The sequence below is a fragment of the Lactobacillus sp. wkB10 genome (assembly GCF_000760615.1).
In the GTDB taxonomy this organism is placed as follows: Bacteria; Bacillota; Bacilli; order Lactobacillales; family Lactobacillaceae; genus Lactobacillus; species Lactobacillus huangpiensis.
This window is the reverse complement of the sequence record NZ_JRJB01000001.1, coordinates 173,293-197,909: the sequence shown is the minus strand read 5'-3', so window position 1 is coordinate 197,909 and position 24,617 is coordinate 173,293. Positions and strand designations below refer to the sequence as shown.

General features: G+C 37.0%; 19 protein-coding genes. 3 read left to right on the top strand and 16 right to left on the bottom strand.

The window, feature by feature from the left end:
• Positions 1–15 precede the first annotated feature (15 nt).
• The 6 genes from tpiA to LACWKB10_RS00910 form a co-directional block, all read right to left on the bottom strand.
• Positions 16–771, bottom strand: coding sequence for a triose-phosphate isomerase (tpiA, locus tag LACWKB10_RS00935; protein WP_034977519.1), 756 nt, complete (start codon positions 769–771; stop codon positions 16–18).
• Between the two features lie 24 nt (positions 772–795).
• Positions 796–2,007, bottom strand: a complete 1,212-nt coding sequence (gene pgk / locus LACWKB10_RS00930) for a phosphoglycerate kinase (protein ID WP_034977517.1) — start codon at positions 2,005–2,007, stop codon at positions 796–798.
• A 106-nt stretch (positions 2,008–2,113) separates the two neighbouring features.
• Positions 2,114–3,130 carry a type I glyceraldehyde-3-phosphate dehydrogenase gene (gene gap / locus LACWKB10_RS00925; protein WP_034977515.1) on the bottom strand — a complete coding sequence of 339 codons (1,017 nt, stop codon included), beginning with the start codon at positions 3,128–3,130 and terminating at the stop codon, positions 2,114–2,116.
• Positions 3,131–3,193: 63 nt separating this feature from the next.
• A complete protein-coding gene (locus tag LACWKB10_RS00920) occupies positions 3,194–4,225 on the bottom strand; it encodes a sugar-binding domain-containing protein (protein WP_034977511.1) in 1,032 nt (343 codons plus the stop codon).
• A 422-nt stretch (positions 4,226–4,647) separates the two neighbouring features.
• Positions 4,648–5,640: an ornithine carbamoyltransferase gene (argF, locus tag LACWKB10_RS00915; RefSeq protein WP_052060229.1), complete on the bottom strand. Its 993-nt coding sequence runs from the start codon at positions 5,638–5,640 to the stop codon at positions 4,648–4,650.
• Between the two features lie 246 nt (positions 5,641–5,886).
• On the bottom strand, positions 5,887–7,413 hold the full coding sequence (locus LACWKB10_RS00910) for a GW dipeptide domain-containing protein (protein ID WP_034977509.1): 1,527 nt from the start codon (positions 7,411–7,413) through the stop codon (positions 5,887–5,889).
• A 165-nt stretch (positions 7,414–7,578) separates the two neighbouring features.
• On the opposite strand from LACWKB10_RS00910, the gene LACWKB10_RS00905 reads away from it, so the two are divergent.
• The gene (locus tag LACWKB10_RS00905) at positions 7,579–9,015 is read left to right on the top strand and encodes an APC family permease (RefSeq protein WP_034977506.1); all 1,437 of its coding nucleotides are present in this window, start codon (positions 7,579–7,581) and stop codon (positions 9,013–9,015) included.
• A gap of 87 nt (positions 9,016–9,102) precedes the next feature.
• Positions 9,103–9,549, top strand: a complete 447-nt coding sequence (locus LACWKB10_RS00900; protein WP_034977503.1) for a Fur family transcriptional regulator — start codon at positions 9,103–9,105, stop codon at positions 9,547–9,549.
• 164 nt (positions 9,550–9,713) lie between these two features.
• Here the strand turns inward: LACWKB10_RS00900 and LACWKB10_RS00895 are convergent, their stop codons facing one another.
• The gene (locus LACWKB10_RS00895; RefSeq protein WP_034977500.1) at positions 9,714–11,420 is read right to left on the bottom strand and encodes an SH3-like domain-containing protein; all 1,707 of its coding nucleotides are present in this window, start codon (positions 11,418–11,420) and stop codon (positions 9,714–9,716) included.
• Between the two features lie 160 nt (positions 11,421–11,580).
• On the opposite strand from LACWKB10_RS00895, the gene clpP reads away from it, so the two are divergent.
• The gene (clpP, locus tag LACWKB10_RS00890; RefSeq protein ID WP_034977497.1) at positions 11,581–12,165 is read left to right on the top strand and encodes an ATP-dependent Clp endopeptidase proteolytic subunit ClpP; all 585 of its coding nucleotides are present in this window, start codon (positions 11,581–11,583) and stop codon (positions 12,163–12,165) included.
• Positions 12,166–12,223: 58 nt separating this feature from the next.
• Here clpP and whiA read toward each other — a convergent pair whose 3' ends face one another.
• The 9 genes from whiA to LACWKB10_RS00845 form a co-directional block, all read right to left on the bottom strand.
• Positions 12,224–13,159: a DNA-binding protein WhiA gene (gene whiA, locus LACWKB10_RS00885; RefSeq protein WP_034977494.1), complete on the bottom strand. Its 936-nt coding sequence runs from the start codon at positions 13,157–13,159 to the stop codon at positions 12,224–12,226.
• A 6-nt stretch (positions 13,160–13,165) separates the two neighbouring features.
• The gene (gene yvcK / locus LACWKB10_RS00880; RefSeq protein ID WP_034977491.1) at positions 13,166–14,191 is read right to left on the bottom strand and encodes a gluconeogenesis factor YvcK family protein; all 1,026 of its coding nucleotides are present in this window, start codon (positions 14,189–14,191) and stop codon (positions 13,166–13,168) included.
• A gap of 4 nt (positions 14,192–14,195) precedes the next feature.
• Complete coding sequence (gene rapZ / locus LACWKB10_RS00875) at positions 14,196–15,074, bottom strand: RNase adapter RapZ (protein ID WP_034977488.1); 879 nt, start codon at positions 15,072–15,074, stop codon at positions 14,196–14,198.
• A 93-nt stretch (positions 15,075–15,167) separates the two neighbouring features.
• A complete protein-coding gene (locus LACWKB10_RS00870) occupies positions 15,168–15,731 on the bottom strand; it encodes an HdeD family acid-resistance protein (protein WP_255358030.1) in 564 nt (187 codons plus the stop codon).
• Positions 15,732–15,760: 29 nt separating this feature from the next.
• A complete protein-coding gene (gene uvrA / locus LACWKB10_RS00865; RefSeq protein WP_034977483.1) occupies positions 15,761–18,613 on the bottom strand; it encodes an excinuclease ABC subunit UvrA in 2,853 nt (950 codons plus the stop codon).
• Positions 18,603–20,645: an excinuclease ABC subunit UvrB gene (gene uvrB, locus LACWKB10_RS00860; protein WP_034977480.1), complete on the bottom strand. Its 2,043-nt coding sequence runs from the start codon at positions 20,643–20,645 to the stop codon at positions 18,603–18,605. Before uvrB ends, uvrA begins: the two co-directional genes overlap by 11 nt.
• A gap of 100 nt (positions 20,646–20,745) precedes the next feature.
• Positions 20,746–22,470: a phospho-sugar mutase gene (locus tag LACWKB10_RS00855; RefSeq protein WP_034977476.1), complete on the bottom strand. Its 1,725-nt coding sequence runs from the start codon at positions 22,468–22,470 to the stop codon at positions 20,746–20,748.
• A gap of 132 nt (positions 22,471–22,602) precedes the next feature.
• On the bottom strand, positions 22,603–23,532 hold the full coding sequence (gene trxB, locus LACWKB10_RS00850) for a thioredoxin-disulfide reductase (RefSeq protein ID WP_034977473.1): 930 nt from the start codon (positions 23,530–23,532) through the stop codon (positions 22,603–22,605).
• A 57-nt stretch (positions 23,533–23,589) separates the two neighbouring features.
• Complete coding sequence (locus tag LACWKB10_RS00845) at positions 23,590–24,609, bottom strand: NAD(P)H-dependent glycerol-3-phosphate dehydrogenase (protein WP_034977470.1); 1,020 nt, start codon at positions 24,607–24,609, stop codon at positions 23,590–23,592.
• Positions 24,610–24,617: the final 8 nt, after the last annotated feature.

Here is a 24,617-nt window from a genome sequence, read left to right as displayed (position 1 = left end):
AAATTACATTTAAAACTAATCTTGATAGTTTACTAATTCTAAGAATGAATCAGGCTTAAGTGAGGCACCACCAACTAAACCACCATCAATGTCTGGTTTAGCCATTAATTCTTTAACATTGCCAGGATTTACTGAACCACCATATTGAATTCTAACGTTCTCAGCAGTTTCTTCGTTGTATAAATCTTTAACAGTGTCACGAATAGTTTTGCACATTTCTTCAGCTTGATCAGAACTGGCAGTCTTACCGGTACCTATTGCCCAGATAGGTTCATAAGCAATAACTAAGTTAGAAACTTGGTCAGCTGAAAGACCGGCAAGAGCAGCTTTTATTTGACTAACTACCCAATCTTCTTGCTTGTTAGCTTCACGTGTTTCAAGTGATTCACCACAGCAAATAATTGGGGTAATGTCATTAGCAAATAAAGCTTTAGCTTTCTTGTTAATATCTTCGTCTGTCTCGTGGAAGTAGCCACGGCGTTCAGAGTGACCAATAATGCAGTAATTCATACCCATTTCTTTTAAAACTTTAGGTGAAGTTTCACCAGTAAAGGCACCCTCATCCTTAAAATAAGCATTTTCTGCACCGACACGTAATTCAGAACCTTTTGCGGCTTGAGCTAAACTTTCGAGATCAACAGCAGGAGCACAAATCAGTGCTTCAACTTTACTTGCTTCTGGCAATTTATCCTTTACGGCAGCAACAAACTCAGTTGTTTGCTTAGGATTCATATGTAATTTCCAGTTACCAGCAATAATTGGTGTACGCATGTAAATAATGTCCTTTCTTAAAGTTTACTTGTCTGAAATGCAGGCAATTCCTGGTAATTCCTTACCTTCAAGGTATTGCAAGGAAGCTCCACCACCAGTTGAGATGTGGGTGATCTTAGGGGCAATACCAAGTTGTTTAGCAGCAGCAGTAGAATCACCACCACCGATAATAGTAGTAGCATCAGTTAAGTCAGCAAGAGCCTTTCCAACTTCTAGAGTACCTTCAGCAAAGTTTGACATTTCAAAGGCACCCATTGGTCCGTTCCAAACAACTGTCTTGGCATCCTTTAAAACATCTTTGAACTTGGCAACAGTCTTAGGACCGATATCAAGACCCATCATGTTTTCAGGAATGTCATCTTCTACAACTTTGCGAGCTGCATCATTAGAAAACTCAGTAGCTGCAACATTGTCAACAGGCAAAACAATTTTACCATCAGCGTCTTGCAACAATTTTTTTGCAAGATCTACTTTATCTGGTTCAAACAAAGATTTACCAATTTCATGGCCTTGAGCTGCTAAGAATGTGTAAGCCATACCACCACCAATTAAAATGTGGTCAGATTTTGGAATGAGGTTAGTAATAACATCGATCTTGTCTGAAACCTTGGCACCACCTAAAATTGTAACGAATGGATGTACAGGGTTAGCAACAGCATCACCCAAGAACTTAATTTCTTTTTCCATTAAGAAACCTGCAGCAACTGGCTTGCCGTCCTTCTTCATGGCTTCAGCAATACCAACGTTAGAAGCGTGACTTCTGTGAGCAGTACCAAAGGCATCGTTAACATACATGTCACCTAATGAAGCCCAGTATTCACCTAACTTAGGATCATTCTTGCTTTCACGTTTGCCAAAATCATTGTCAATATCTTGGAAACGAGTATTTTCTAAAACAGTAACATCTCCGTCTTGCATGTTGGCAATAGCATCTTCAACTTCTTTGCCTTCATTAGCAGGAACAAAAGTTACTGGTTTCTTCAGAAGTTCGCTTAAACGTTCTGCAACTGGTTTTAATGACAATTCTTTCTTATCGTCATCAGACTTTACACGGCCCAAGTGACTAAGCAAAATTGCTTTACCACCATTTTCAATAATGTATTTGATAGTAGGAAGTGCAGCAACAATTCTGTTGTCATCTCCAATGACACCATCTTTAATTGGTACGTTAAAATCAACACGGACTAAAACTTTTTTGCCTTTTACATCAAGGTCAGAAACTATTAATTTAGCCATCTATATCCTCCGATAACTTTATTTATTTAATTTTGAAAAAAAGGCGGAAGGAAGAATTTCCCTCCGCCTTCTCTTTTACCACCTAACAGTAATCAAATATTACAGATTAAAGAGTAGCAAATTTCAACAAAGTACGAACCATTTGGCAAGTGAATGAGTATTCATTGTCGTACCAAGCAACAGTCTTAACTAATTGATTGTCACCGGCAGTAGTTACCATAGTTTGAGTTGGGTCAAAGATTGAACCAGCAGTCATACCAACTACATCACTTGAAACGATTTCATCATCGTTGTAACCAAATGATGGACTCTCGTACTTCTTCAATGCTGAGTTAACTTCGTCAGCAGTAACTTTCTTGTCAAGGATTGAAACTAATTCAGTTAATGAACCATCAGTAACTGGAACACGTTGTGCGTGGCCGTTAACTTTACCGTTCAATTCTGGAACAACAAGACCAATGGCCTTAGCAGCACCAGTTGAGTGAGGAATAATGTTAACTGCAGCAGCACGAGCGGCACGCATGTTACCACCACGAACAGGACCATCCAAAAGCATTTGGGTTGAAGTGTAAGCGTGGATAGTAGTCATAGTAGCTACTTTAATACCAAATTCTTTTTGCAAAGCGTCAACCATTGGTGCTAATGAGTTAGTAGTACATGAACCAGCAGAAACGATCTTGTCGTTTGCATCCAAAGTGTCATCGTTTACTGAGTAAACAATAGTCTTTAAGTCATTACCAGCAGGAGCTGAAATTAAGACTCTCTTGGCACCTGCGTCAAGGTGAGCTTGTGACTTAGCCTTACTTGTGTAGAAACCAGTACATTCAAGAACAAAGTCAACACCATCATTCTTAACCCAAGGAATGTTTTGAGCTTGAGGTTCTGCGTATACACGGTATTTCTTGCCATCTACAACGATTGAATCTTCAGTAGCTGAAACTTCGTGGTTGAAAGTGCCATGAGTTGAGTCATATTTTAGCAAGTGTGCCAAAAGTGCTGGAGTAGTCAAGTCGTTAATAGCAACAACTTCAATATCCTTTGACTTTTCGCCCAAATCCATAATGCGACGGAATGCCAAACGACCAATACGGCCAAAGCCGTTAATACCAATTTTAACTGTCATATTCTAAAGTCCTCCTTAAGAACTATGTAAGAACTGTAAACATCAATTTATTTTAAATGAGAATTATTTCTCCTTTAAAATCTTCTCTGAGGCTCCTTCATCAGTAATTAACCAGGTTTGATGAGGAGCATTGGGCATATAAGCCTTGATTGCTTTAGCCTTGCGGCCACCACAAGCAAATGCAAATATGTGAGGTATTTTATTTAGATTCTCAAACTGCAAGCCAACCTGATGCACGCGGTCAACAATCTTTCCTTCGCCATCGAAAAAACACCCAAAACACTCGGTGACTACTTTTTTTTCACGCAACTCGGACAAACGAACTGAATCGTATCCTCTGCGTCTTGCCATGTCGTGAGCTAGTCCAATTCCGTGAATTACAACATCGGTTTGTGAAATATCTCCAAGGACATCAGTAAATGTAGATTCACGAATTAAAGATTTGTATGCAGCTGATGAAATCTGTTCTGGTAAATATAACGTTTTATATTTACCACCTGTTTCAGCAGCCATTTCTTGAACGATAGTATTACTTTGAATAGCAACATTTTCGCCCAAAGCTCCACGACCCGGTACAAATACCAGTTGTCGATTTTTACTTAAACTTTTAGACAAATTCCTAGTCGATTTTGCAAGAGCTTCACCGCCAAGAACAGTAATAATTGAATGTCCTAACGGCAAAAGAAGATCCAGAGCTGCATTAAGCTCTTCACCCATTCTCTCATAAACCAAGTCCTGTAAATCGCTATCACCCGGTACAATAATTGTCCGTTCGATACCAAGTTTACGCGCCAAATCAATTTCTGTTTTGCGAGCGTTAAACAAACGATCTATCAGAGGAGCAGCCTCCTGCAATATCTTTTTGCCCTTTTCTGTCATAAACATGCCAAAACTTTTGATCTCAATCAAACCATGATCACGAAGATACTCAGTTTCTGTTCGCACATTTCTTTCAGAAAGTCCTAGTGACTGAGCCACACTTCTGCGTCCTACTGGTGCATTAAGTGATATTTGCTCAAGAACAAGATATCTTTGTCGAAAAACTTTTAAGATGTCAGGAACGAGAGCTTCAAGCACGGGAAATTCCGAGTACATCAATATCTCTCCTTCTTCCGGGACCAAATTGACCCATTTATTGTCATTAGGTGTCCCAGATTGTCTAAAAATATATGAGAAACGTGACCTGACGCTAATCAAGTTACTCATTTCTCAATCGACAACTATAGTATAGCAACACACAAAAAATAATTCAAGTGAAATCAAAGCAATTAGAAAGTCTTAATATTTTACCCAACTTTTGTTTTAAAATGTCTTACTGTCTTTTTCGTTTATCAAAGAAAAAACAATTCAATTTTTAGTTTTTTTCTGTTATACTTGTTGTTGTGCCAATTCTGGGTCCTTAGTGTAATGGATCGCACGTAAGATTCCGGTTCTTAAAATCTGAGTTCGACTCTCAGGGGACCCATTGAAACGAAAAGAGTATCTCTTGCAATTTAGCAAAAGATACTCTTTCTGTTTTAAGCTAATAAATTTTGTATAGTTTCTTGGTTCTCACTATTTAGATTACCTTTAAGCAAATACGTAAATACTGCTCTCATTGCTGTTTTTTTGTTTGCAGCTTGCTGCCAGACAATAGATTTTTTGCCATCAAGCACAGAAGCCGTTACTTCTTCACCCCGGTTTGCTGGCAAACAGTGCATAAATTTAACGGACGGATTTTTTGTTTTAGCTAGTAGCTCATCATTAACCTGATACTTAGGATAAAAAAGTTTCATATATTCGTCTTTGCTATGCTCTTGATCATATAGACCATACCAAACATCTGTATAAACGAAATCAGCATCCTCTAAAACTTTTTCGTCTTCGGATAGTGTAATTGTGCCACCATTTTCTTGAGCAATTTTTGCGGCTTTATCTAATATTTCCATAGACAGATGTTTTTCTTTAGGACCATACTGAACGAAGTGCATCCCCATTTGTGCACATAAAAATAGTGCTGAAACTGTAATCTGAGTTGCATCCCCCACAAAAACCAGCTTAACATCAGATAGTTTCTTTCCTTGAGGCAAAAATTCCTTGATTGTAATTAAATCTCCAAGGGCTTGTGTTGGATGATCATTATCACTCATAAAATTAACTACGGGTGCAGGCGAATTTTGAGCAATTTCAATAATATCCTCATGACTGGCAGTTCTAACCCCAATGATATCAACCAGATCACCTAGGGCATGACTCGTATCAGCTAAGCCTTCATGACCATTTTCTCCCAATTGAATTTGACCAGGTGCTAAATACAATGCGTGACCGCCAAGTTCAGTCATTGCAGTTTCAGCTGAACAGCGTGTTCTTGTAGATACCTGATCAAAAATCATACCCAGACTTTTTCCTTTTAATAACGATGGATAATATCCATGATTAATAGTTGCTTCAATTTTTATACCGAGTTCAGCTAAATATTGCATTTCGTCTTTTGAAAAGCTACAAGTATCAATAAAGTCTCTTTTAACCAAAAAATTCTCCTTAAAGTAACTTCTATTTATGTTGTTGCGTACCATAATACAGGAAACCGGCTTCTTTTGAAATCAATGGGGGTCGAATATAGAAAGTCTTAATTACTTTTAAAACATTTTAAAGTAAAAGTTGAAGTATAAATTTTAGCACTAAACTCATAATTGATAGTATTTTTCATTTATATCAAGTTCAAAAATGATAGACAAAAAAAGCAGCTTGATAATCAAGCTGCTCAGTAAATAATTTTAATTCGTGTTACCGGCTGTTAATTCTCCCCTTTGAGCAAACTCAACATAAAGCTTATTGCCATATGAGGATAGCCCTTCAATTTCACGTCTAACATTCAAATGATGGGTCTTCTTAAATGTACCATCTTTATCAACTTTGAAGATGTAATCATTAAAGCCAACATAGAATTGACTGTGCTTTTGATCATAAGTGAATCCTTGAACTGGCGAATGATTGCTTACAAAGTTGCCTTTCGTAGCGCCAACTTCAACTGGAGTCCAGGTATCACCACTGCGGGTAACTTTCCAATATTCATAATAACCGTGGCCACCATTATGGAACAGGCAATACATTGTATTGTCACCGGCAAATGTAGCATTATGAATATATCTTGGATTACCGTAATTAGAAATTCTAAAGGTCCAAATTTGATTAATCTTCATATCTGACTTACGTATTTGCAAGATTTCTTCAGAAGCATCTGAATTGCTTGAAGTATTATTATTTGCAATTACGTAAACATATTTAGAAGATGAACCAATAGCCTGACCATGTCCTAGTTTAATATAAGGACTAACTTTAATATGCGATGCATATTTCTTAAAAGTTGACCAGTTTAGGGTTAATAAGTTTTGAGCCTTAAACTTGTTAATGTGTTTTAAGTCATAAGAAACTAAGTGACCGTTTTGTGCTTTGCTTGAGTTAAAGACTGCAACAGTGAAGTTCGAGCCATGAACAGTAATTCCTTCAGGAATTACACCTACCTGACCCATTTTATCTCCCGCCTTATTGTAGTCAAGACTCACAAATCGAGGTTGGAATAACTTAGTTTTCAAAGTTAAACCATTAGCTTTAAAAGTATTAGATCTGGTTTCAGGAGTATAGTGATGAGCTGCATTCCAATTTCTGGATGAAGACTTAGAACTTCCCTTCCACGTAGAAACTTCCTTTGGACCATTTTTAGGAGTTTTATTTGCCCTTGCAATACCTTCATTCTTGTCAGAGCGAACTGTGACATTTACGCTAGCCTTGGCTTTGCCATAACTGTAATCTACAGTAGTCTTTCCTGGCGTACCCGAGTCAATCTTAGATTTAGAAACATTAACTTTATTTGCATCAACAGCGGTTCCAGTACTATCAGTCACATAATTAATCGCATCTTTAGTATTAAATGAATATTGATTATTTTGTACTAAACTAACTTTGTTAGCTACTGAAATCTTATTTCTAGCAAAAAAGTTTTGGTTAACCCAGCCAACTGTGCGACCATCAACAATTATTTTCCAAAACTTGCCTTTCTTAGTGGCAATAGACTTCTTAGACTGAATCTGTGCGTGTTTGAAATACTTCGTAGAGGTGAATTTCCCAGATGGTCCCTTCTTTGATGCACTATGATAAACTGCATAGTTGCCATTGCCAGCTATCTTAGTAACAGCCTTATGATAACTTTTAGCAGAAATGTATGAATTATTACTCCCGACAAATAAGCCAACTGCTGCTATGGTTCCAGCAACTAGCAATTTGTTTTTAAATTTTTTTTCCATTAAAGCTTACAACCCTTCTTTTATAATATAATAACAGTTTTGCACTTTTCCGGGCATAAATCAATAATTACCGCCGTTATAAAAATAAACTACTTTTTATTAGATTTTTATAACCATTTAAGCTAAAATAATAAAATTGTTATCTTAAAATAAGGGAGTAGTTTCATGGGTGAAACACCAAACAATTCTAAAAAGATGATGTGGACAACGCTTGCTACTATGGCTTTTTCTATAGTATGGAGCTTTGGCAACGTTGTTAACGGATTTATATACTTTGATGGTACAAAGGTAATTTTCAGCTGGATTGTTATTTTCCTGCTTTTCTTTATTCCTTATGCCTTAATGGTTGGTGAGCTGGGGTCTGTTTTTAAGGATTCTGAAGGCGGTGTTGCCTCTTGGATTAACGCTACCATTGGACCTAAATGGGCTTATTATGCTGGCTGGACCTTTTGGGCTGTTCACGTGGTTTACATTTCCAGTAAAGGTACAGGTGGCCTGAGAGGCATGGCCTGGGGTATATTTGGAAATACAAACTGGTATGACAGTCTGCCAACAGCTTGGACACAATTAGCTACACTAGTAGTCTTTTTATTCTTTTGCTGGGTAGCCAGCCGGGGAATTCCAGTAATCAAAACTTTGTCGACAATAGCTGGTACCTCAATGTTCATCATGTCAATTTTATTTATTATTATGATGTTTGCGGCTCCAATGATTAATCCGCACGCTAATTTCAATACTGTAAACTGGAATTGGCAAAACTTTGTGCCAGATTTTAACATTAAGTATTTTACTTCTCTTTCTATCTTAGTATTTGCTATTGGTGGAGCAGAGAAGATTTCGCCATATGTTAATAAACTGAAAAATCCATCAAGAAATTTCCCTAAAGCTATGTTAGGTTTAGCCGGAATGGTGATGATTTCAGCTATTTTGGGCACAATAGCTTTAGCATTAATGTTTGATCCAAAGACCGTTAATGGCAATTTGAATGAATACATTTCAAACGGTCCTTACATTGCCTTTCAAAAATTAGGTGAATATTACGGAGTTGGTGGATTATTCCTCTACATTTATGCCTGGTGCAATGTGATAGGTCAATTTTCCGCATTGGTTATAAGTATTGATGCTCCTCTTAGAATGCTGTTAGGAGGCAAAGAAGCTAAAGACTTCATTCCTAAAAAGCTCTTAAAAGTTAATAAGCATGGTGCCTACATTAATGGTATTTGGATGATTGTTATACTTTCGGGTGGAATTATAGCACTTCAAGCCGTTATGCCTGATGCACAAGCAGTAATGGCGCAATTAGTCAAACTCAATTCGATTGTGATGCCAATGCGTTATCTATGGGTTTTTATTGCATATTTGGCTTTACGAAAACAACATGAAAAGTTCCACAAGGGTTTTGACAACTACCAAATGACCAAGCATCAATGGCTGGCATATATAGCTGGCCTTTGGGGATTGGCAGTTACTACTGCATGCTGTTTAATGGGTATGTACTCATCTGATCCATTTACATTATGTCTAAATATCGCTACCCCCGTAGTATTACTGTTACTTGGTTTGATTATGCCAACTATCAGAAAACATCAAGAAGAAAAATAATAATTAAATAAAATCGCCTTGCTTAAGGCGGTTTTTTCTTTACCAAAAATGCTAAACTATAACTAAATAATAAAGGAGATGAGAACTTTGCCTAATTTTCATGATGATGCTGAAAACTTATTGCGTAACCATCACTTAAAAGCAACTAAGCCCCGTTTAAAAATATTAGAATACTTAATGGCACATCATAATCATCCTACTGCGGCTACAATTTTTTCAGCAATTAGTGGTGATGAACCTACTTATCGTGCCACGGTTTACAATACTCTAAACAAATTAGTTGATGCAGGAATTGTAATTGAAATAAAAAATGGTGATGATTCTCTGCACTACGATTACTTTGTCAAACCCCACTTTCATATTATCTGTAAAAAGTGTGGCAAAATTGCTGACGTCTATTATCCTGAATTTGATACAATTGAAAACCGCATGAGAACAGAAGCCGAAAAGCAAACTGGGTTCGTCACATCCTCTAGTCACGTTGAAATATACGGTATATGTCCTGAATGCCAAAAAAAAGAAAAAAAGAGCTAAAGCTCTTTTTTATTTATGCCTGGAATTATTCGGGTTACCTTCTCTATTGAGGTATCTTAGGGTTAAATACGCTTGCTTTTTGGAGCATGCATTACATATAAATTTATTAGTAAATAAGCAAAAAAATAAGAGCATGTTAGCTCTTATTTTGAATAATTTTTGTTCTAATTAATATTTGTGCTTACGAGTAACTCAGCTCTTTGAGCTAAATTAACATATAACTTATTATCACTTACTGATAGTCCCTCAATTTCACGACCAGTATCAAATGAATAGGTATCCTTTATTTTACCATTACGTCCAATCTTAAAGATTAAATCATTAAAGGCTAAATAAAAGTTTTTGTTTTTAGCATCATATGTAAACCCCTGTACTGGAGCGTTGTTATTAACAAAGTTGCCATCAGTTTTTCCTACTAACTTTGGATACCAGTTATCACCGGTACGAGTAAATTCCCAGTATTCATAACAATTATTTTCAGTATCATGATAAACGGTGTACATATCATAATCGGAAATCATCACACCATTTTGGAAATAGCGGTTAGTCTTGCCGTCATCAATCCACGTTTTGATTGTCCAGATTTTATTAATCTGCAAGTCACTTTTACGTATTTGAATTAATTCTTCAGAATTATTCGTGTCGTTTAACGTATTGTCGTTGTTTAAAACATAAATGTATTTGTCACTTGAGCCCATAGCTTGACCATGACCGATTGGAATATATGGACTTACTTTAATATGCTTAACATAATTGTTAAACTTCTTTTGGGTCATATCAAGTAAGTGTTGTGAATTATATGGATTAGTTAATTTGTTCAAATCATAACCAACAATGTGACCAGACATTACATCTGTATGGCTCAAAAGACTGGTATAGGCCCAACCATCAGAAACGGTTACTCCTTCTGGAATATGACCGACACGATTAATGTTATCATCTGTTGGATCTGCTACACTGAGTAAAACTGGCTGATAAAATTTCGTCTTTAAAGTTAAATCACCACTAGTTAAGGTATGTTTGCTATCTTCAGGACTATACTCTGTTGGACTAACATAATTTAAGGATGAACCATAATGAGTTTTCCAAGCTTGATAATCATTTGTGCCCGGTTGAGCAGGGAAGGAATTAAATGTGTCTGCATCAACAACTCCTTCTTTAGTACTCTTTCTAACAGTCACTTTAACTGTGGCAGTTGCGTCTCCATATGTATATTTCACTTTATATGTTTTAGGAGTACCACAATTTATACTATTTTTAGAAACAATTACCTGACTATTGTCAATTACTGTTCCCATACTATTTGTAACATATGAAATTGCATCTTTTGTTGAAAAGTCATAAAACTCATTGCGAACCAAAGTAACAGTCTTAGGAACAGCGATTTTGTTTCTGTCAAAGTAATTCTCATTTACATAGCCTACTTCACGACCATTGACATAAATACGCCAATAGCGATATTTCTTGGTTTCGATCAGTTGATCTGACTGAATATGACTGTACTGAAAATTAATGCCATCAGCTACTTTAGTATTAACTTTGCCGTCTTTAACTTCTTTCCAAACCTTATAGTTTTTATTACCGGCAACTTTTGTCATCATAGCAAAACCAGTAACAACCTGTTTTGGCTTAGGTTTAGTATTATCCTGATCATCTGTACCATTTTGATCAGTTTGACCAGATTTATTGGTATCAGTATTATCAGAACTTGCATCAGTTGAGCTGTTCGATGATTTATTATTATCATCTTGAACTGGCGGCTGAGTGCTACTGGAATCTGCCGCAACTGATGTAGTTGACAAACCGGTATAGATCAATAGTCCGGCAACTATAGTCAGTAAATAGGTTATTATTTTCTTACAAAGCTTCAAAATATATCCTCCAATATTTAAGTTTACCTTTAAATTATATAATAAAAACCTCATTAAAAAGAATACAAAATTAATACACTTTCATTGACAGCACGTAATGTAAGTGATTTAATTAGCACTGTACTTGATAGAGTGCTAATTATATTTAGGAGGTAGAAAGATGCTTGTACCTACAGTTATTGAACAAACTGCACGCGGCGAACGCGCATATGATATATATTCACGTTTATTGAAAGACAGAATCATCATGCTAAGTGGTGAAATTAACGATGATATGGCAAATTCAATTATTGCACAATTACTATTTCTTGATGCTCAAGACAACACCAAGGACATTTCACTTTACATTAATTCACCGGGTGGTGTGATTACTTCTGGTTTAGCAATCATGGATACCATGAACTTTATTAAATCAGATGTTTCAACCATCGCTATTGGTATGGCAGCCTCTATGGCTTCCATTTTACTTACTAGTGGTGCAAAAGGTAAACGTTTTGCATTACCTAATTCAACGGTTCTAATTCACCAGCCTTTAGGTGGTGCTCAAGGTCAGCAAACTGATATTCAAATTGCAGCCAATGAGATTTTAAAGAGCCGTGAAAAGATTAACCGGATTTTACATGAAACTACTGGCCAGCCTTTAGAAAAGATTCAAAAGGATACTGAGCGCGATAACTACATGACAGCTCAGCAGGCTAAAGACTATGGTTTAATCGATGAAATTATGGTTAACCAAAAGAAATAAACGTTAGCAATCAGCTTGTATTAAAGAAGAAACCCATCCGCATGGATGGGTTTCTTTTTTATTTCTGTATTTTTTCTGCTATATCATGAATTTTTTTAAAACGATGATTGACTCCTGATTTTGATATCGGACCGTCCGGAACTTGCTGTGCTATTTCTTTGAGTGAAAGTTCCGGTTCATCTAATCTTAGTCTAGCCAAACCCCGCAATTTTTCAGGAATATTTTCTAAGCCAATTTTGCGCTCAATTAGCTCAATGTCTTCAACCTGTTTCGCTGCAGCATTTGCCGTCTTTTTTAAATTGGCTGTATCACAATTAACAAGCCGGTTCACAGAATTCCGCATGTCACGCATAATGCGCAGATCTTCAAAAGACAGCATCGCATTCAACGCTCCAACAATATGTAAAAAGTCACCAATTTTTTCAGCTTCTTTTAGGTATACAATATAACCTCGTCGTCTTTTCGTACTTTTAGCATTCAAATTAAAACGATCATTCATAATCTTAAGTAAATCATCATTATGATCTTGATAAATAGAATAAATCTCTAAATGATACCTGCTCGTATTGGGATTATTCACACTTCCACTGGCTAAAAACGCACCCCTGAGATATGACATTGCTCCTTCACGTGACTTAATGATTCTGTCTGGGATTCTGGTGATTAAATTTAACGAGGGCGTTAAAATTTCTAAATTATTCAGTATTTCTTTGACATGATTTTGCAGTCGTACCAAATACTGGTTATTTTTCTTAAGCTTCATTTTGCGTGAAACTATTAATTGTGGCTCAACTTTATATGCAGTTTTTATTAAAGAAAATATACGTCTGGCAATTGCAGGATTTTCAGTAGTTATATCAAGGCTAAACTGATGCTCGTGAAAATTTAAGACACCATTCATGCGCAAAAAAGCAGCCAATTCTGCTTTAGCATGTTCAGGATGAATAGGTAATGAGGTCAACTCTTTTTTCACATTACTTGCATAGCTTGCCATTGTTTGTTATTCCTTCCTGCGAGACATTGCGGCATATGCCAAGTTGATGATTTCCTCAGCTACTTTTTTACCATCATGAAAAACCAAGCCACTATGCTGGTCAATAAAATCATCAGTAATCACGCGACACCCCTGCTCACGCAATCCCTTGAAATCATTTTTAACAGGTTCAAGGTAGGCGTCATAATCTTTAGGATTGAACTTAGACATATCTATTTTGGCACCATTAACCAAAGTCGTATTAATGTAGTGTCCGCCAAGATGGGCATTGATTACTCTTACATGATCACAATCTGAAAAATGATCGGTCTCACCTAATTGTGTCATAATATTGCATATATAAATTACCTCTGCATTAGTTTTTTTGACGGCATCTCCTAAATTAGGAATCATTAGATTAGGCAAGATTGATGTAAACAAACTTCCTGGTCCTAAGACTACAGCATCAGCATTTTTTATTGCCTCCAAAACTGGCGGTACAGCTTCTGGTTCAGACTTGGAATTTGTATTTGTAACCCATACTCGTTTAATTCTTTTGTCTTTATCAGTAATTTCTTTTTCACCATCTTGAATAGAACCATCAACAAATTCTGCATTGAGCGTTAAGGGCTCATTAGAGGCTGGAAAAACATGGCCGTCCACTCTCATCATTGTAGATAAAGACTGTACTGCATCAAAAATATTTCCGTGCATTTCATTCAAAGCAGCGATAATCAAATTACCAATGGCATGGCCAGAGAAAAATGAATCGGAAGAATCAAAGCGATACTGGAAGACATCTTTTTCTTCCTGGGAAATTTCACTTAACGAAACTAAAACATTACGGATATCACCAGGTGGAACAACATTAATAAAATTGCGAATAGAACCAGAAGAACCTCCGTCATCTGATACTGTCACTATCGCTGTGATATCAGCATTCTTCTCTTTGAGCGCATTTAAAACAACCGGCAACCCTGTACCGCCACCAATAACTACAACCTTAGGTCTCCTGCTTTTCGTAGTGCAAATTGCTTTTTCATCAAATGTCATTTAATCACCTATTTCTAGCGTAACGACTAATTTCACGATGGGTGATGTCAACCGTGTAATCTTCAGCCAAATCTTTTGCTAATTGGTGTGCGATTGCTACACTGCGGTGCTGTCCACCTGTACAACCAATCGCAATAGTTAACTTGCTTTTACCTTCTTTGATATATCCTGGTAAAGCATCTTTTAATAAATCCAAAAATTTCTGATAAAAGCTGCGAGTTTCTTTTTTCTCCATCACATAATTAAAAACTCTCTTATCAAGACCGGTAAATGGTCGCAATTCTGGAATGTAAAATGGATTAGGTAAAAATCTGACATCCATCACAATATCAGCGTCAATCGGCATGCCATATTTAAAGCCAAAAGATAATACTTCAATTGAAAAGGGCTGTTTATGCTTTTCACTAAATCTATTAGCCATCTCTTGTTTCAATTCTTTTGGACTTAGATTAGACGTATCAATTATGTCATTTGCACGACTTTTGATGCCGGTTAAAATTCGTCTCTCTTCTAGGATACCATCAAGTAAACGACCGTTATTGGCCAAAGGTGGTACACGCCTTGTTTCTTTATAGCGTGCTACTAAAGTATTATTTGTCGCATCTAAAAAGACTATCCTTGTTTGAACATTGCCGTTATCTTCAAGTGAATTGATTTCATTATCCAAATCCTTATAAAACCGTCTAACACGTAAATCAATTACCACGGCCACTTTGGTAAAACCATCTGAATTCACGATCAAGTCCCAAAAACTTGGCAAAAGCGTTGGAGGCAAATTATCTACTACAAAATAGCCCATGTCTTCTAAAGCATGAGAAGCTACGGTTTTTCCTGCACCACTCATTCCAGTAACAATCAGTAGCTGCTTTTTGTGCTTAGCCATTTTTGCTGACCTCCTATTACTAAAATTATAACATACCAGGTGTGCCCTTACTTTTTTGGGTAAAAAAAAAGTTCATTTGAACTTTTTCATACATTATCTGTTAACAAATGCAGCAATAATTTCGTTAATTCCAAAGATCAATAGCCAGAAAGACACTAGCCAAATCAAGGTTAATGCAGATAATGCCGGATTAAACATCAAACTAATTGCTATTAACAATCCCAAAATGTTTAAAATAATGTTTATCCAAAAGAAAAAGGTAGAAACCTTTCTCATATTCCAAGAAAAAATAATGCCAGAGATTGAGTCAAATAGAAACCAAAATGCAAATAAATATGCAATAGTTAATCCACCAGCATCATAGGAATAGAGAAATAAAATTCCTACGATAATATCAAGCACTCCAGAAACTATTGACAACCAGCTAGAAGGGATAAAATACCTAAAACGGCTGTAAAATACTAACCAAACAAAACCTTGGACAATGGAAACGATAGCAAAAAGCAAAACAAATGCATGTAGCGCTTTACCAGGATGGCGCAATAAAAATAGTCCAGCAATTATCATTAATATACCAGAAATAAATGCGGCCCAGTTAAACCCGCGATTTCCTCTGTAACTAGAAAAATTATCCATTTTTATTCCTCCTTGCGCTATATTGTACACTTTATTGTAAATAATTAATACTATTTACCTGGTTTTTCACTAGCCTTTTTAGTTAATGCTGTGTCCCTTTTTAGCACTGGTTTTAAATATTGCCCCGTGTAGCTTTCTTTAACTTTGGCTACTTGCTCTGGGGTTCCGGTAGCAACAATTTTGCCCCCAGCTTCCCCTCCTTCGGGTCCAAGGTCAATCAACCAGTCAGCATTTTTAATCACATCTAAATTGTGTTCAATTATTAAAACGGTATTTCCTTGATCAACCAATCTTTGCAATACTTCCAATAAACGCTTGATATCATCGGTATGTAGTCCAGTTGTAGGTTCATCAAGAATATAGAAATTCTTTCCCGTTGATAACTTTTGCAGTTCAGCTGCCAGCTTCATTCTTTGAGCTTCACCACCAGAAAGAGTAGTAGCAGACTGACCCAATTTGACGTAGCCTAAACCAACGTCCACGATTGTCTGCAATTTACGAGCAATCTTAGGAATTTTTTTGAAAAATGTACAAGCCTCACTGATTGTCATATCCAATACTTGTGCAATGTTCTTCTTACGGTATGTAACTTCTAAAGTTTCAGAATTGTAGCGACTGCCATGACATACTTCACACGGAACATAAACATCCGGTAGGAAATTCATTTCTATTTTAATAATACCGTCACCATGACAGGCTTCACAACGACCACCTTTAACATTAAATGAAAAACGTGCTTTGGTATAACCGCGAAGCTTGGCTTCATTTGTCTGAGCAAACAGCGCTCTAATATCATCAAAGACGCTGGTATATGTGGCGGGATTACTACGTGGAGTGCGTCCGATTGGGCTTTGGTCAATATCAATAATCTTTTCAATATTTTGATATCCGCTAATGCTCTTATATTTGCCAGGTTTGGTTTGATTTCTATTTAATTTCTGTGCCAAGGCACGCTTTAATATCATATTAACTAAAGTTGACTTGCCGGATCCGGAAACTCCGGTAACCACAATTAATTTGCCAAGGGGAAACTCAACCTTGAGGTTTTTAAGATTATTTTCTGCCGCACCTGTTAATGTGATTTTCTTGCCATTGCCTTTACGCCTTTTCAAAGGCACAGGGACAAACTTCTTACCAGCCATATATTGTCCGGTTAAGGATTTATTGTTTTGTTCAACTTCTTCAGGAGTTCCGGCAGCCATAATCTCACCGCCGTATGTACCAGCACCTGGCCCCATATCAATCAAGTAGTCAGCTTGTCTCATAGTTTCATCATCATGCTCGACAACGATAAGTGAATTGCCCAAATCACGCATGCGCTTTAAAGCAGCTATCAACCTGTCATTATCACGTTGATGCAAACCAATTGAAGGCTCATCGAGAACATACATAACACCTGAAAGATTAGAACCAATTTGAGTTGCGAGTCGAATTCTTTGAGCTTCGCCACCAGACAAAGTGTTAGCAGAACGTGACAGTGTCAGGTAATCTAAGCCTACGCTATTCAAAAAATTGAGTCGATCGCGCACTTCTTTTAATATCGGTTTTGCAATTACTGACTCCTGCTCGTCAAGTTTGATATTTGTGAAAAATTCAAGAGCATGACTAATTGCCAAATCAGAAGCTTCGGCAATGTCTTTGCCATTGACTTTGACAGCCAGGGCTTTACGATTTAACCGCTTGCCATGACAGGTTGAACAGGTCAGCTCAGTCATATATTTTCCCATAACATCACGCATGAATTTGGACATTGGATGGTAATAGCGTCTTTCAACATTTTCCATGGCACCCTCAAAAGGTGCAGTAGTGTCATTAACGCCAAAATCACCAGTTACGTGAAATTTAATTTTCTTAGTCGAGCCATGCAGAATCGTCTCTCTTTGCTTTTTGGTTAATTTGCCAAAAGGTTTGTCTAGGGGAATTTTTAACGCTGCACAAGCTTGTTCAAGCATTTCCCCATAGTACTTCGAATTCTTCCATGGTGCGATTGCACCTTCTGCCAAAGTTTTACTTTTATCTGGGACGACTAAATCTTCATCGACTGATAACTTCACACCCAAGCCATCACAATCAGGACAGGCTCCAAATGGTGCGTTAAAAGAAAATAGACGCGGTTCCATTTCACCTACAGTAAAACCACATTTAGGACAAGCATAGTACTCTGAAAAATTGATCATATCACTACCGATAACATCAACATTCATATAACCATCCGATAAACGCAAAGCAGCCTCTACTGAATCAAAAAGTCGCGAACGAATACCTTCTTTAACAATTAAACGATCAACAACGATATCAATTGAATGGCGTTTATTCTTTTCTAAATCAAATTCTTCACCAATCTCATGCATAGTACCATCGACAATGACACGCACATATCCGGCGCGTTGTACCCGTTTAAAAACTTCTTTATGAGCACCTCTTTTAGATCTAATTACAGGTGCCAGAATTTGAATACGACTTCGCTCAGGTAAAGCTAAAATACGATTTACCATCTGCTCGACTGACTGACGCTCAATTAAGGTGCCATCATTTGGACAAACCGGATGCCCAACTCGAGCCCATAATAATCGTAGATAGTCATTGATTTCAGTCACTGTGCCAACAGTTGACCTGGGATTATGTGAGGTAGTTTTCTGATCAATTGAAATCGCAGGATTTAAACCATCAATAGAATCAACATCAGGTTTGTCCATTTGACCCAAAAATTGCCGTGCATAGCTTGACAATGACTGAACATATCTTCTGCGTCCTTCAGCATATAAAGTATCAAAGGCTAAAGAACTTTTCCCAGAACCTGACAAACCAGTAATAACGACCAATTTGTCCTTAGGAATTGACAGGTTAATGTCTTTTAAATTATGTTCACGGGCACCCCGAATAACAATCTTATCATTTACCATTTAATGCTTTTCCTTTTTTCTTAATTGGGCTTCTAGTTGAGCTCTCCAATTCCATGATCGCATCCCGTAAAGTAGCGGCTCCTTCAAAGTCAAGTTTCTTAGCAGCCTCCTGCATTTGTTTACGCAAGTCTTTAATCATAGTTCTCTTTTGTTTGGCAGTTAATTCATCAAAATTCAAATCGGCAAAACTGTCAGTTTGAGCGTCTTCATCAGCAACTTTTGTGGCAGAAATCACATCTCTAATAGGCTTAACAATGGTTTTCGGTTTCATGCCGTGTTCTTCATTAAACTTAATCTGTAATTTACGTCTTCTCTGCGTTGCTTCAATGGCTTGTCGCATTGAATCAGTAATCGTATCAGCATACATTATTACTGCACCATCAGAATTTCTAGAAGCACGACCCATTGTCTGAACGAGAGGTCTGTATGAACGCAAGAATCCCTCTTTATCCGCGTCAAGGATTGCAACCAGCGATACTTCCGGTACATCAATGCCTTCACGCAGCAAGTTAATACCAATTAAAACGTCATATTTACCGGTTCTCAGATCACGCAATATCTGCATACGTTCCAACGTTTTAACATCTGAATGCAGATACTGCACTTTGATGCCTAGATCCTTCAAATAATCCGTCAAATCTTCTGCCATTTTTTTCGTTAAAGTAGTAACAAAAACACGTTCATTCTTTTCAATTCGTTTGTTAATTTCGGCAACAAGATCATCAATCTGTCCTTCAACCGGTTTTACTTCAATCTTAGGGTCAAGCAAACCTGTCGGCCTGATAATTTGTTCGACTTTGTGATTTGTTCTCTGCAATTCATAATCACCTGGAGTTGCCGAAACATAAAGAATTTGGTTAACGTGCTTCTCAAATTCAGCGAGTTGCAAAGGTCTGTTATCAAGAGCAGACGGTAAACGAAAACCATAATCGATTAATGTCTTTTTACGATTGCGGTCTCCGTTATACATTGCCCTTATTTCCGGCATTGTAGCATGAGACTCATCAATTAAAATCAAAAAGTCATCAGGGAAGAAATCCAGCAAAGTATACGGTGGCTCTCCCTCTTTACGTCCTTCCATATGGCGAGAATAATTTTCGATACCATTGGTATAACCGACTTCGCCCATCATTTCCATGTCAAAAGTCGTACGTTGCTTGATACGTTCAGCTTCTAACAATTTACCTTGACCCTCAAATTTTTTCACTTGTATTTTCATTTCTTGTGAAATTGCTTTAAGAGCCCTTCTCATTTGTTCTTCATTAGTCATAAAGTGAGTAGCAGGAAACAGAGATATACTTTCTCTTTCACCAATTACTTCACCAGTTAAGGCATCAACTTCTACAATTCTGTCAATTTCATCGCCAAAAAATTCAATTCGATAAGCATGATTAGAATTACCTGCAGGAAAAACTTCTACAACATCTCCACGAACGCGAAAACGACCACGTTGAAAGTCAATATCATTACGATCATATTGGATATTAACAAAATCACGCAACAGAGTATTTCTATTATATTCTTCGCCTTCATGAACAGTAATCACACTTGCAGCATATTCTTTAGGATCACCTAAACCATAGATGCACGAAACCGAAGCAACAACAATGACATCATTACGTTCCATCAAATCGCTGGTAGCTTGGTGACGCAACTGGTCAATTTCATCATTAATTGCAGAGTCCTTTTCAATATAAGTATCGGATTGAGGCACATAAGCTTCCGGTTGGTAATAATCATAATATGAAACAAAATAGTCAACAGCATTATGAGGGAAAAATTCCTTAAATTCGCCATATAATTGGCCAACTAAAGTCTTATTATGAGAAATAACTAAAGTGGGTTTATTTAATTTTGCAATAATATTGGCCATTGTGAAAGTTTTACCTGTACCAGTAGCACCTTCTAAAATCTGTTCCTTATAGCCTTTTTTGAAGCCAGTAGCTAATTTGTCGATAGCTTGTTGCTGATCACCTGCTGGATTAAATTTTGAAACCAGATCAAATTTACGTTCTTCTTGTCGTTTAATCATCGAAAAACCTCTCGTAGAAAAAGTTGGACAAAACAGCCCAACTCTCATTTTGACTTATTACATTTTACACTCTCGAACGTATTTTCGCATCCTTTTTGTTTTATTTTAACAGTTTTGCTAATGCTTTTTGATAACTTTCAGCAGCTTCAGTTGCAGTAGCAATATCTGGTTTATTTACTCCAACATAAGCTTTAATTACTGGTTCTGTACCTGAGGGCCGCAAAGCCAGCCAAGTTTCATCGGCCAAAAAGTATTTTAATACATTTGATTTAGGTAAATCTCTCATTGGTTTAGTGCCATCTTCATTAGATTCCTGTTGCTTTAAAAAGTCTTGAATTTTAACGACCGGGATTCCATTTATTTTTTGTAAGTTTTCAGAACGCAATTTTGCCATCAATTCGGCCATTTTCTTTTGTCCACCAATTCCTGGCATTTCTATAGCTTTGGTAATTTCATACGATGTGCCATATTTTTGCCAGATTTCACTCAAACCATCTAAGACTGTCATATTCCTTGAGGCATAATAAGAGGCTACTTCAGCAAACATTAACGCCCCTTGCATAGCATCCTTATCTCGAGCAAATGGTTTAAAAAGGTAACCATAACTTTCTTCAAATCCCATTAAAAATTTGCCATCATGCATTTTATTCATGCGGTCAATTTCTTCGCCAATAAATTTAAAACCCGTCAAAACTGATTTTGTTTTGATACCAAAATCCTGTGCAATTTTAAGCGGCATGCTGCTTGAGACTATTGAAGTAATTAATTCATAGTCACTTATGAGTTGACCATTATTTTTCAAATTAACCAATAAATAGTAAATCATCAAGGTAGCAATCTGATTGCCTGTTAAAACTTGAAAGTCACCATTTTTTGTTCGCACACAAGCACCCATACGATCTGCATCAGGGTCAGTTGCAATGATTAAATCGGCATTTTTTTCATTTGCCAGCTTAATCCCTGGATCAAAGACATCACGATATTCTGGATTTGGCTTTTTAGTAGTGGGAAATTCTGGATCGATGATTGCTTGACTGGGAACGGGTATTACATTACTAAAACCACTTTGCCTAAAAGCTCGTTCATAAAGCATTTTACCTGTACCATGCAAAGGAGTATAAATAATTGTTAGCTTATCGGCATTTTGCTTTATAAGTTCGGTATTAACATTTACCATTTTCAGTTCTGTTAAATATGCCTCGTCAATATCTTCTCCAATTAGTCGCAAAGTTCCCTGAGCCCGCAGTTGAACTACTGGTGCAGTATTAACAGAAAATATATTAGTTACTTTTTGGGAGTGTTCAAAAACGCGCTCAGCATCTTCAGGCCCCATTTGGGCACCATCAGCACCATAAACCTTGTAACCATTATATTGCTTAGCATTGTGAGAAGCAGTGATATTAATTCCTGCATACGAATGTAAATATCTTACTGCAAATGAAAGCTCAGGAGTTGGTCTTAGATCATCAAAAAGATAAACACGAATATTATGAGCTCCTAAAATTTGAGCTGCATGCTCTGCAAACTCGCGCGAGTGGTAGCGAGAATCAAAAGAAATCACTACACCCCTTTTTTGAGCTTTGTCACCTTTTTCATCGATCAGACGGGCCAAACCTTCCGTCATTCGACCTATAGTGTATAAATTAATACGATTAGTCCCTGGCTCAAGTCTGCCCCGCATTCCAGCGGTTCCAAAGTTAATGTCTTGGCCAAATGCATCCGCAATCCATTTAGGATCTTGACTCAGCTTTGTTAACTGTTCTTGCAAGTAATCAGGCATGTTGTGTGCATTTTGCCATTCTTGAAATGTTTTTTCAGCTTTCATTTAGATAAGGTACCCCTTTTTCTAGCAATAAATTCGGTTTCATAGATTCTATTCTAGCATTTATCATTATTATCATCCGTAAAAATAAAAAAAGAATTCATTTAAAATGAATTCTTTTTTTAATCTTTACATTTACCGATCATTTAAGTCTTGGAGATAATTATAAGCTTCTTGACCGGCTATACTGCCATCACCAACTGCATTAGCAATCTGACGCAGATCTTTAGCACGCACATCACCTAAAGCAAAAATGCCATCAACTTTGGTTCTCATATGTTCATCAGTTGGTATCCAGCCCTTCTCGTCAGTTATTCCCAAATCTTTAAATGGAGCTGTTTGAGGAATAACCCCAACGTAAATAAAGACACCTCGAGTTTGCAAATGCTTCTCTTCTCCTGTTTCTTTATCTTTGTATGTCACTCCTGTAACCTTTTCGCCATCTCCATCAATAGATTCGGTCAAACCATTCCAAATAAAGTGCATTTTAGAATTTGCAAAAGCACGTTTTTGTAAAGTCGGCTGAGCCCTTAATTGATCACGACGATGAATAACTGTGACTGATTTAGCACTTTGTGCCAAATAAATTCCCTCTTCAATAGCGGAATCGCCACCACCTATAACAGCAATGTCTTCGTTCTTAAAAAAGGCAGCATCACAAACCGCACAATAAGAGACACCTTTACCGGAATATTCATCTTCACCTGGTACTCCTAAATGACGATGATCAGCTCCTGTAGCAATTATTAATGCAGGGGCACTATATTCACCAGTATCTGTTTTTACTATTTTTTGGTCACCATCTATAGTTACTGTTTGAACATCGCCATACTCAAATTTTGTACCAAATTTCATGATTGAATTATACATTTTTTCACCTAGTTCAGGTCCTTTTATTTCACTGAAACCAGGATAATTATCAATCGCATCGGTATTATTCATTTGCCCGCCATACAAACCACGATCAAGCATCAGAACTGATAAATTTGCACGAGAAGCATAAAGAGCAGCTGTTAATCCACCCGGTCCTGCTCCTACAATAATTACGTCATACTTTTGTGTCATAGTTTTACCCCCAGTACTCTCTTATTTTTCGTAAGTAATGTTACAACGAATTGACCGCTAAAGTCTAATTTCCTGTTTAGGACTTCTACCCATCATCTTGGTAATTTCATCGTCAACATTGGAATTTTGGTATAACACTCGGTAAATTGCTTCGCTGATTGGCATATCTATTTGCTTTTCCTGACATAATTCATGCACAGCTTTCACTGTTGTAGCACCTTCTACAACCTGACCCATATTCTGCAATATGTAATCAAGACTCTTTCCTTCTCCTAATTGCTTACCACAACGCCAATTACGTGAATTAACTGAAGTACATGTAACAATTAAATCACCTATTCCTGAAAGTCCACTGAAAGTCATTGGATCAGCACCAAAATAATTAACTCCTAAACGCGTAATTTCAGCTAAGCCACGAGTCATTAAAGCTGCTTTTGCATCATCACCATAATGTTTTCCTACTAAAATACCAGCTGCAATAGCAATAACATTTTTAACTGCTCCTGCCACTTCAACGCCAATTAAGTCATTGTTAGTATATAAGCGGAAATAATCATTTGAGAATAATTGTTGGACTTTTTGTGCATTTTCCCTGCTTGTTGAGGCACATGAAATTGCAGTTAAATCTTTTTGAGCTACGCTTTCTGCATGACTCGGTCCTGAGATTGCTACAATTTTGTCCTCATCATCTGGATAGATTTCTTCTGTCAATATTTCAGAAATCAATTTTTTAGATCCCGGCTCAATACCCTTAGTCGCTGTCACAATAAGTGGCTTAGCATTAGTCTTTTGTAACACCTTGCTTACATTTTGAGCAACACTGCGAATAGCCTGAGTAGGCAGAACAAATAAAACGATTTCTGCATCCTTTAGTGCTTGATTTAAATCACCCGTTGCAGTAACCGTCTGATTTACCTGCCAATTCTTCATGTAATGTTCATTAGTATGGTGTTGATTAACTTCATCATTAACTTTTGCGTTATTACCGTACAATACGATTTCATAGCCTTTATCAGCAAGCATCGATCCCAGAACCGTGCCCCATGAACCTGCTCCTAAAACTGCAATTTTTGTCATTTCTAACT

Bases quoted from the DNA above. Each gene is read 5' to 3' on its own strand.
- tpiA (WP_034977519.1), bottom strand. From the start codon at position 771: ATGCGTACACCAATTATTGCTGGTAACTGGAAATTACATATGAATCCT.
- pgk (WP_034977517.1), bottom strand. From the start codon at position 2,007: ATGGCTAAATTAATAGTTTCTGACCTTGATGTAAAAGGCAAAAAAGTT.
- gap (WP_034977515.1), bottom strand. From the start codon at position 3,130: ATGACAGTTAAAATTGGTATTAACGGCTTTGGCCGTATTGGTCGTTTG.
- LACWKB10_RS00920 (WP_034977511.1), bottom strand. From the start codon at position 4,225: ATGTACTCGGAATTTCCCGTGCTTGAAGCTCTCGTTCCTGACATCTTA.
- LACWKB10_RS00910 (WP_034977509.1), bottom strand. From the start codon at position 7,413: ATGGAAAAAAAATTTAAAAACAAATTGCTAGTTGCTGGAACCATAGCA.
- LACWKB10_RS00905 (WP_034977506.1), top strand. From the start codon at position 7,579: ATGGGTGAAACACCAAACAATTCTAAAAAGATGATGTGGACAACGCTT.
- clpP (WP_034977497.1), top strand. From the start codon at position 11,581: ATGCTTGTACCTACAGTTATTGAACAAACTGCACGCGGCGAACGCGCA.
- whiA (WP_034977494.1), bottom strand. From the start codon at position 13,159: ATGGCAAGCTATGCAAGTAATGTGAAAAAAGAGTTGACCTCATTACCT.
- yvcK (WP_034977491.1), bottom strand. From the start codon at position 14,191: ATGACATTTGATGAAAAAGCAATTTGCACTACGAAAAGCAGGAGACCT.
- rapZ (WP_034977488.1), bottom strand. From the start codon at position 15,074: ATGGCTAAGCACAAAAAGCAGCTACTGATTGTTACTGGAATGAGTGGT.
- uvrA (WP_034977483.1), bottom strand. From the start codon at position 18,613: ATGGTAAATGATAAGATTGTTATTCGGGGTGCCCGTGAACATAATTTA.
- uvrB (WP_034977480.1), bottom strand. From the start codon at position 20,645: ATGATTAAACGACAAGAAGAACGTAAATTTGATCTGGTTTCAAAATTT.
- LACWKB10_RS00855 (WP_034977476.1), bottom strand. From the start codon at position 22,470: ATGAAAGCTGAAAAAACATTTCAAGAATGGCAAAATGCACACAACATG.
- trxB (WP_034977473.1), bottom strand. From the start codon at position 23,532: ATGACACAAAAGTATGACGTAATTATTGTAGGAGCAGGACCGGGTGGA.
- LACWKB10_RS00845 (WP_034977470.1), bottom strand. From the start codon at position 24,609: ATGACAAAAATTGCAGTTTTAGGAGCAGGTTCATGGGGCACGGTTCTG.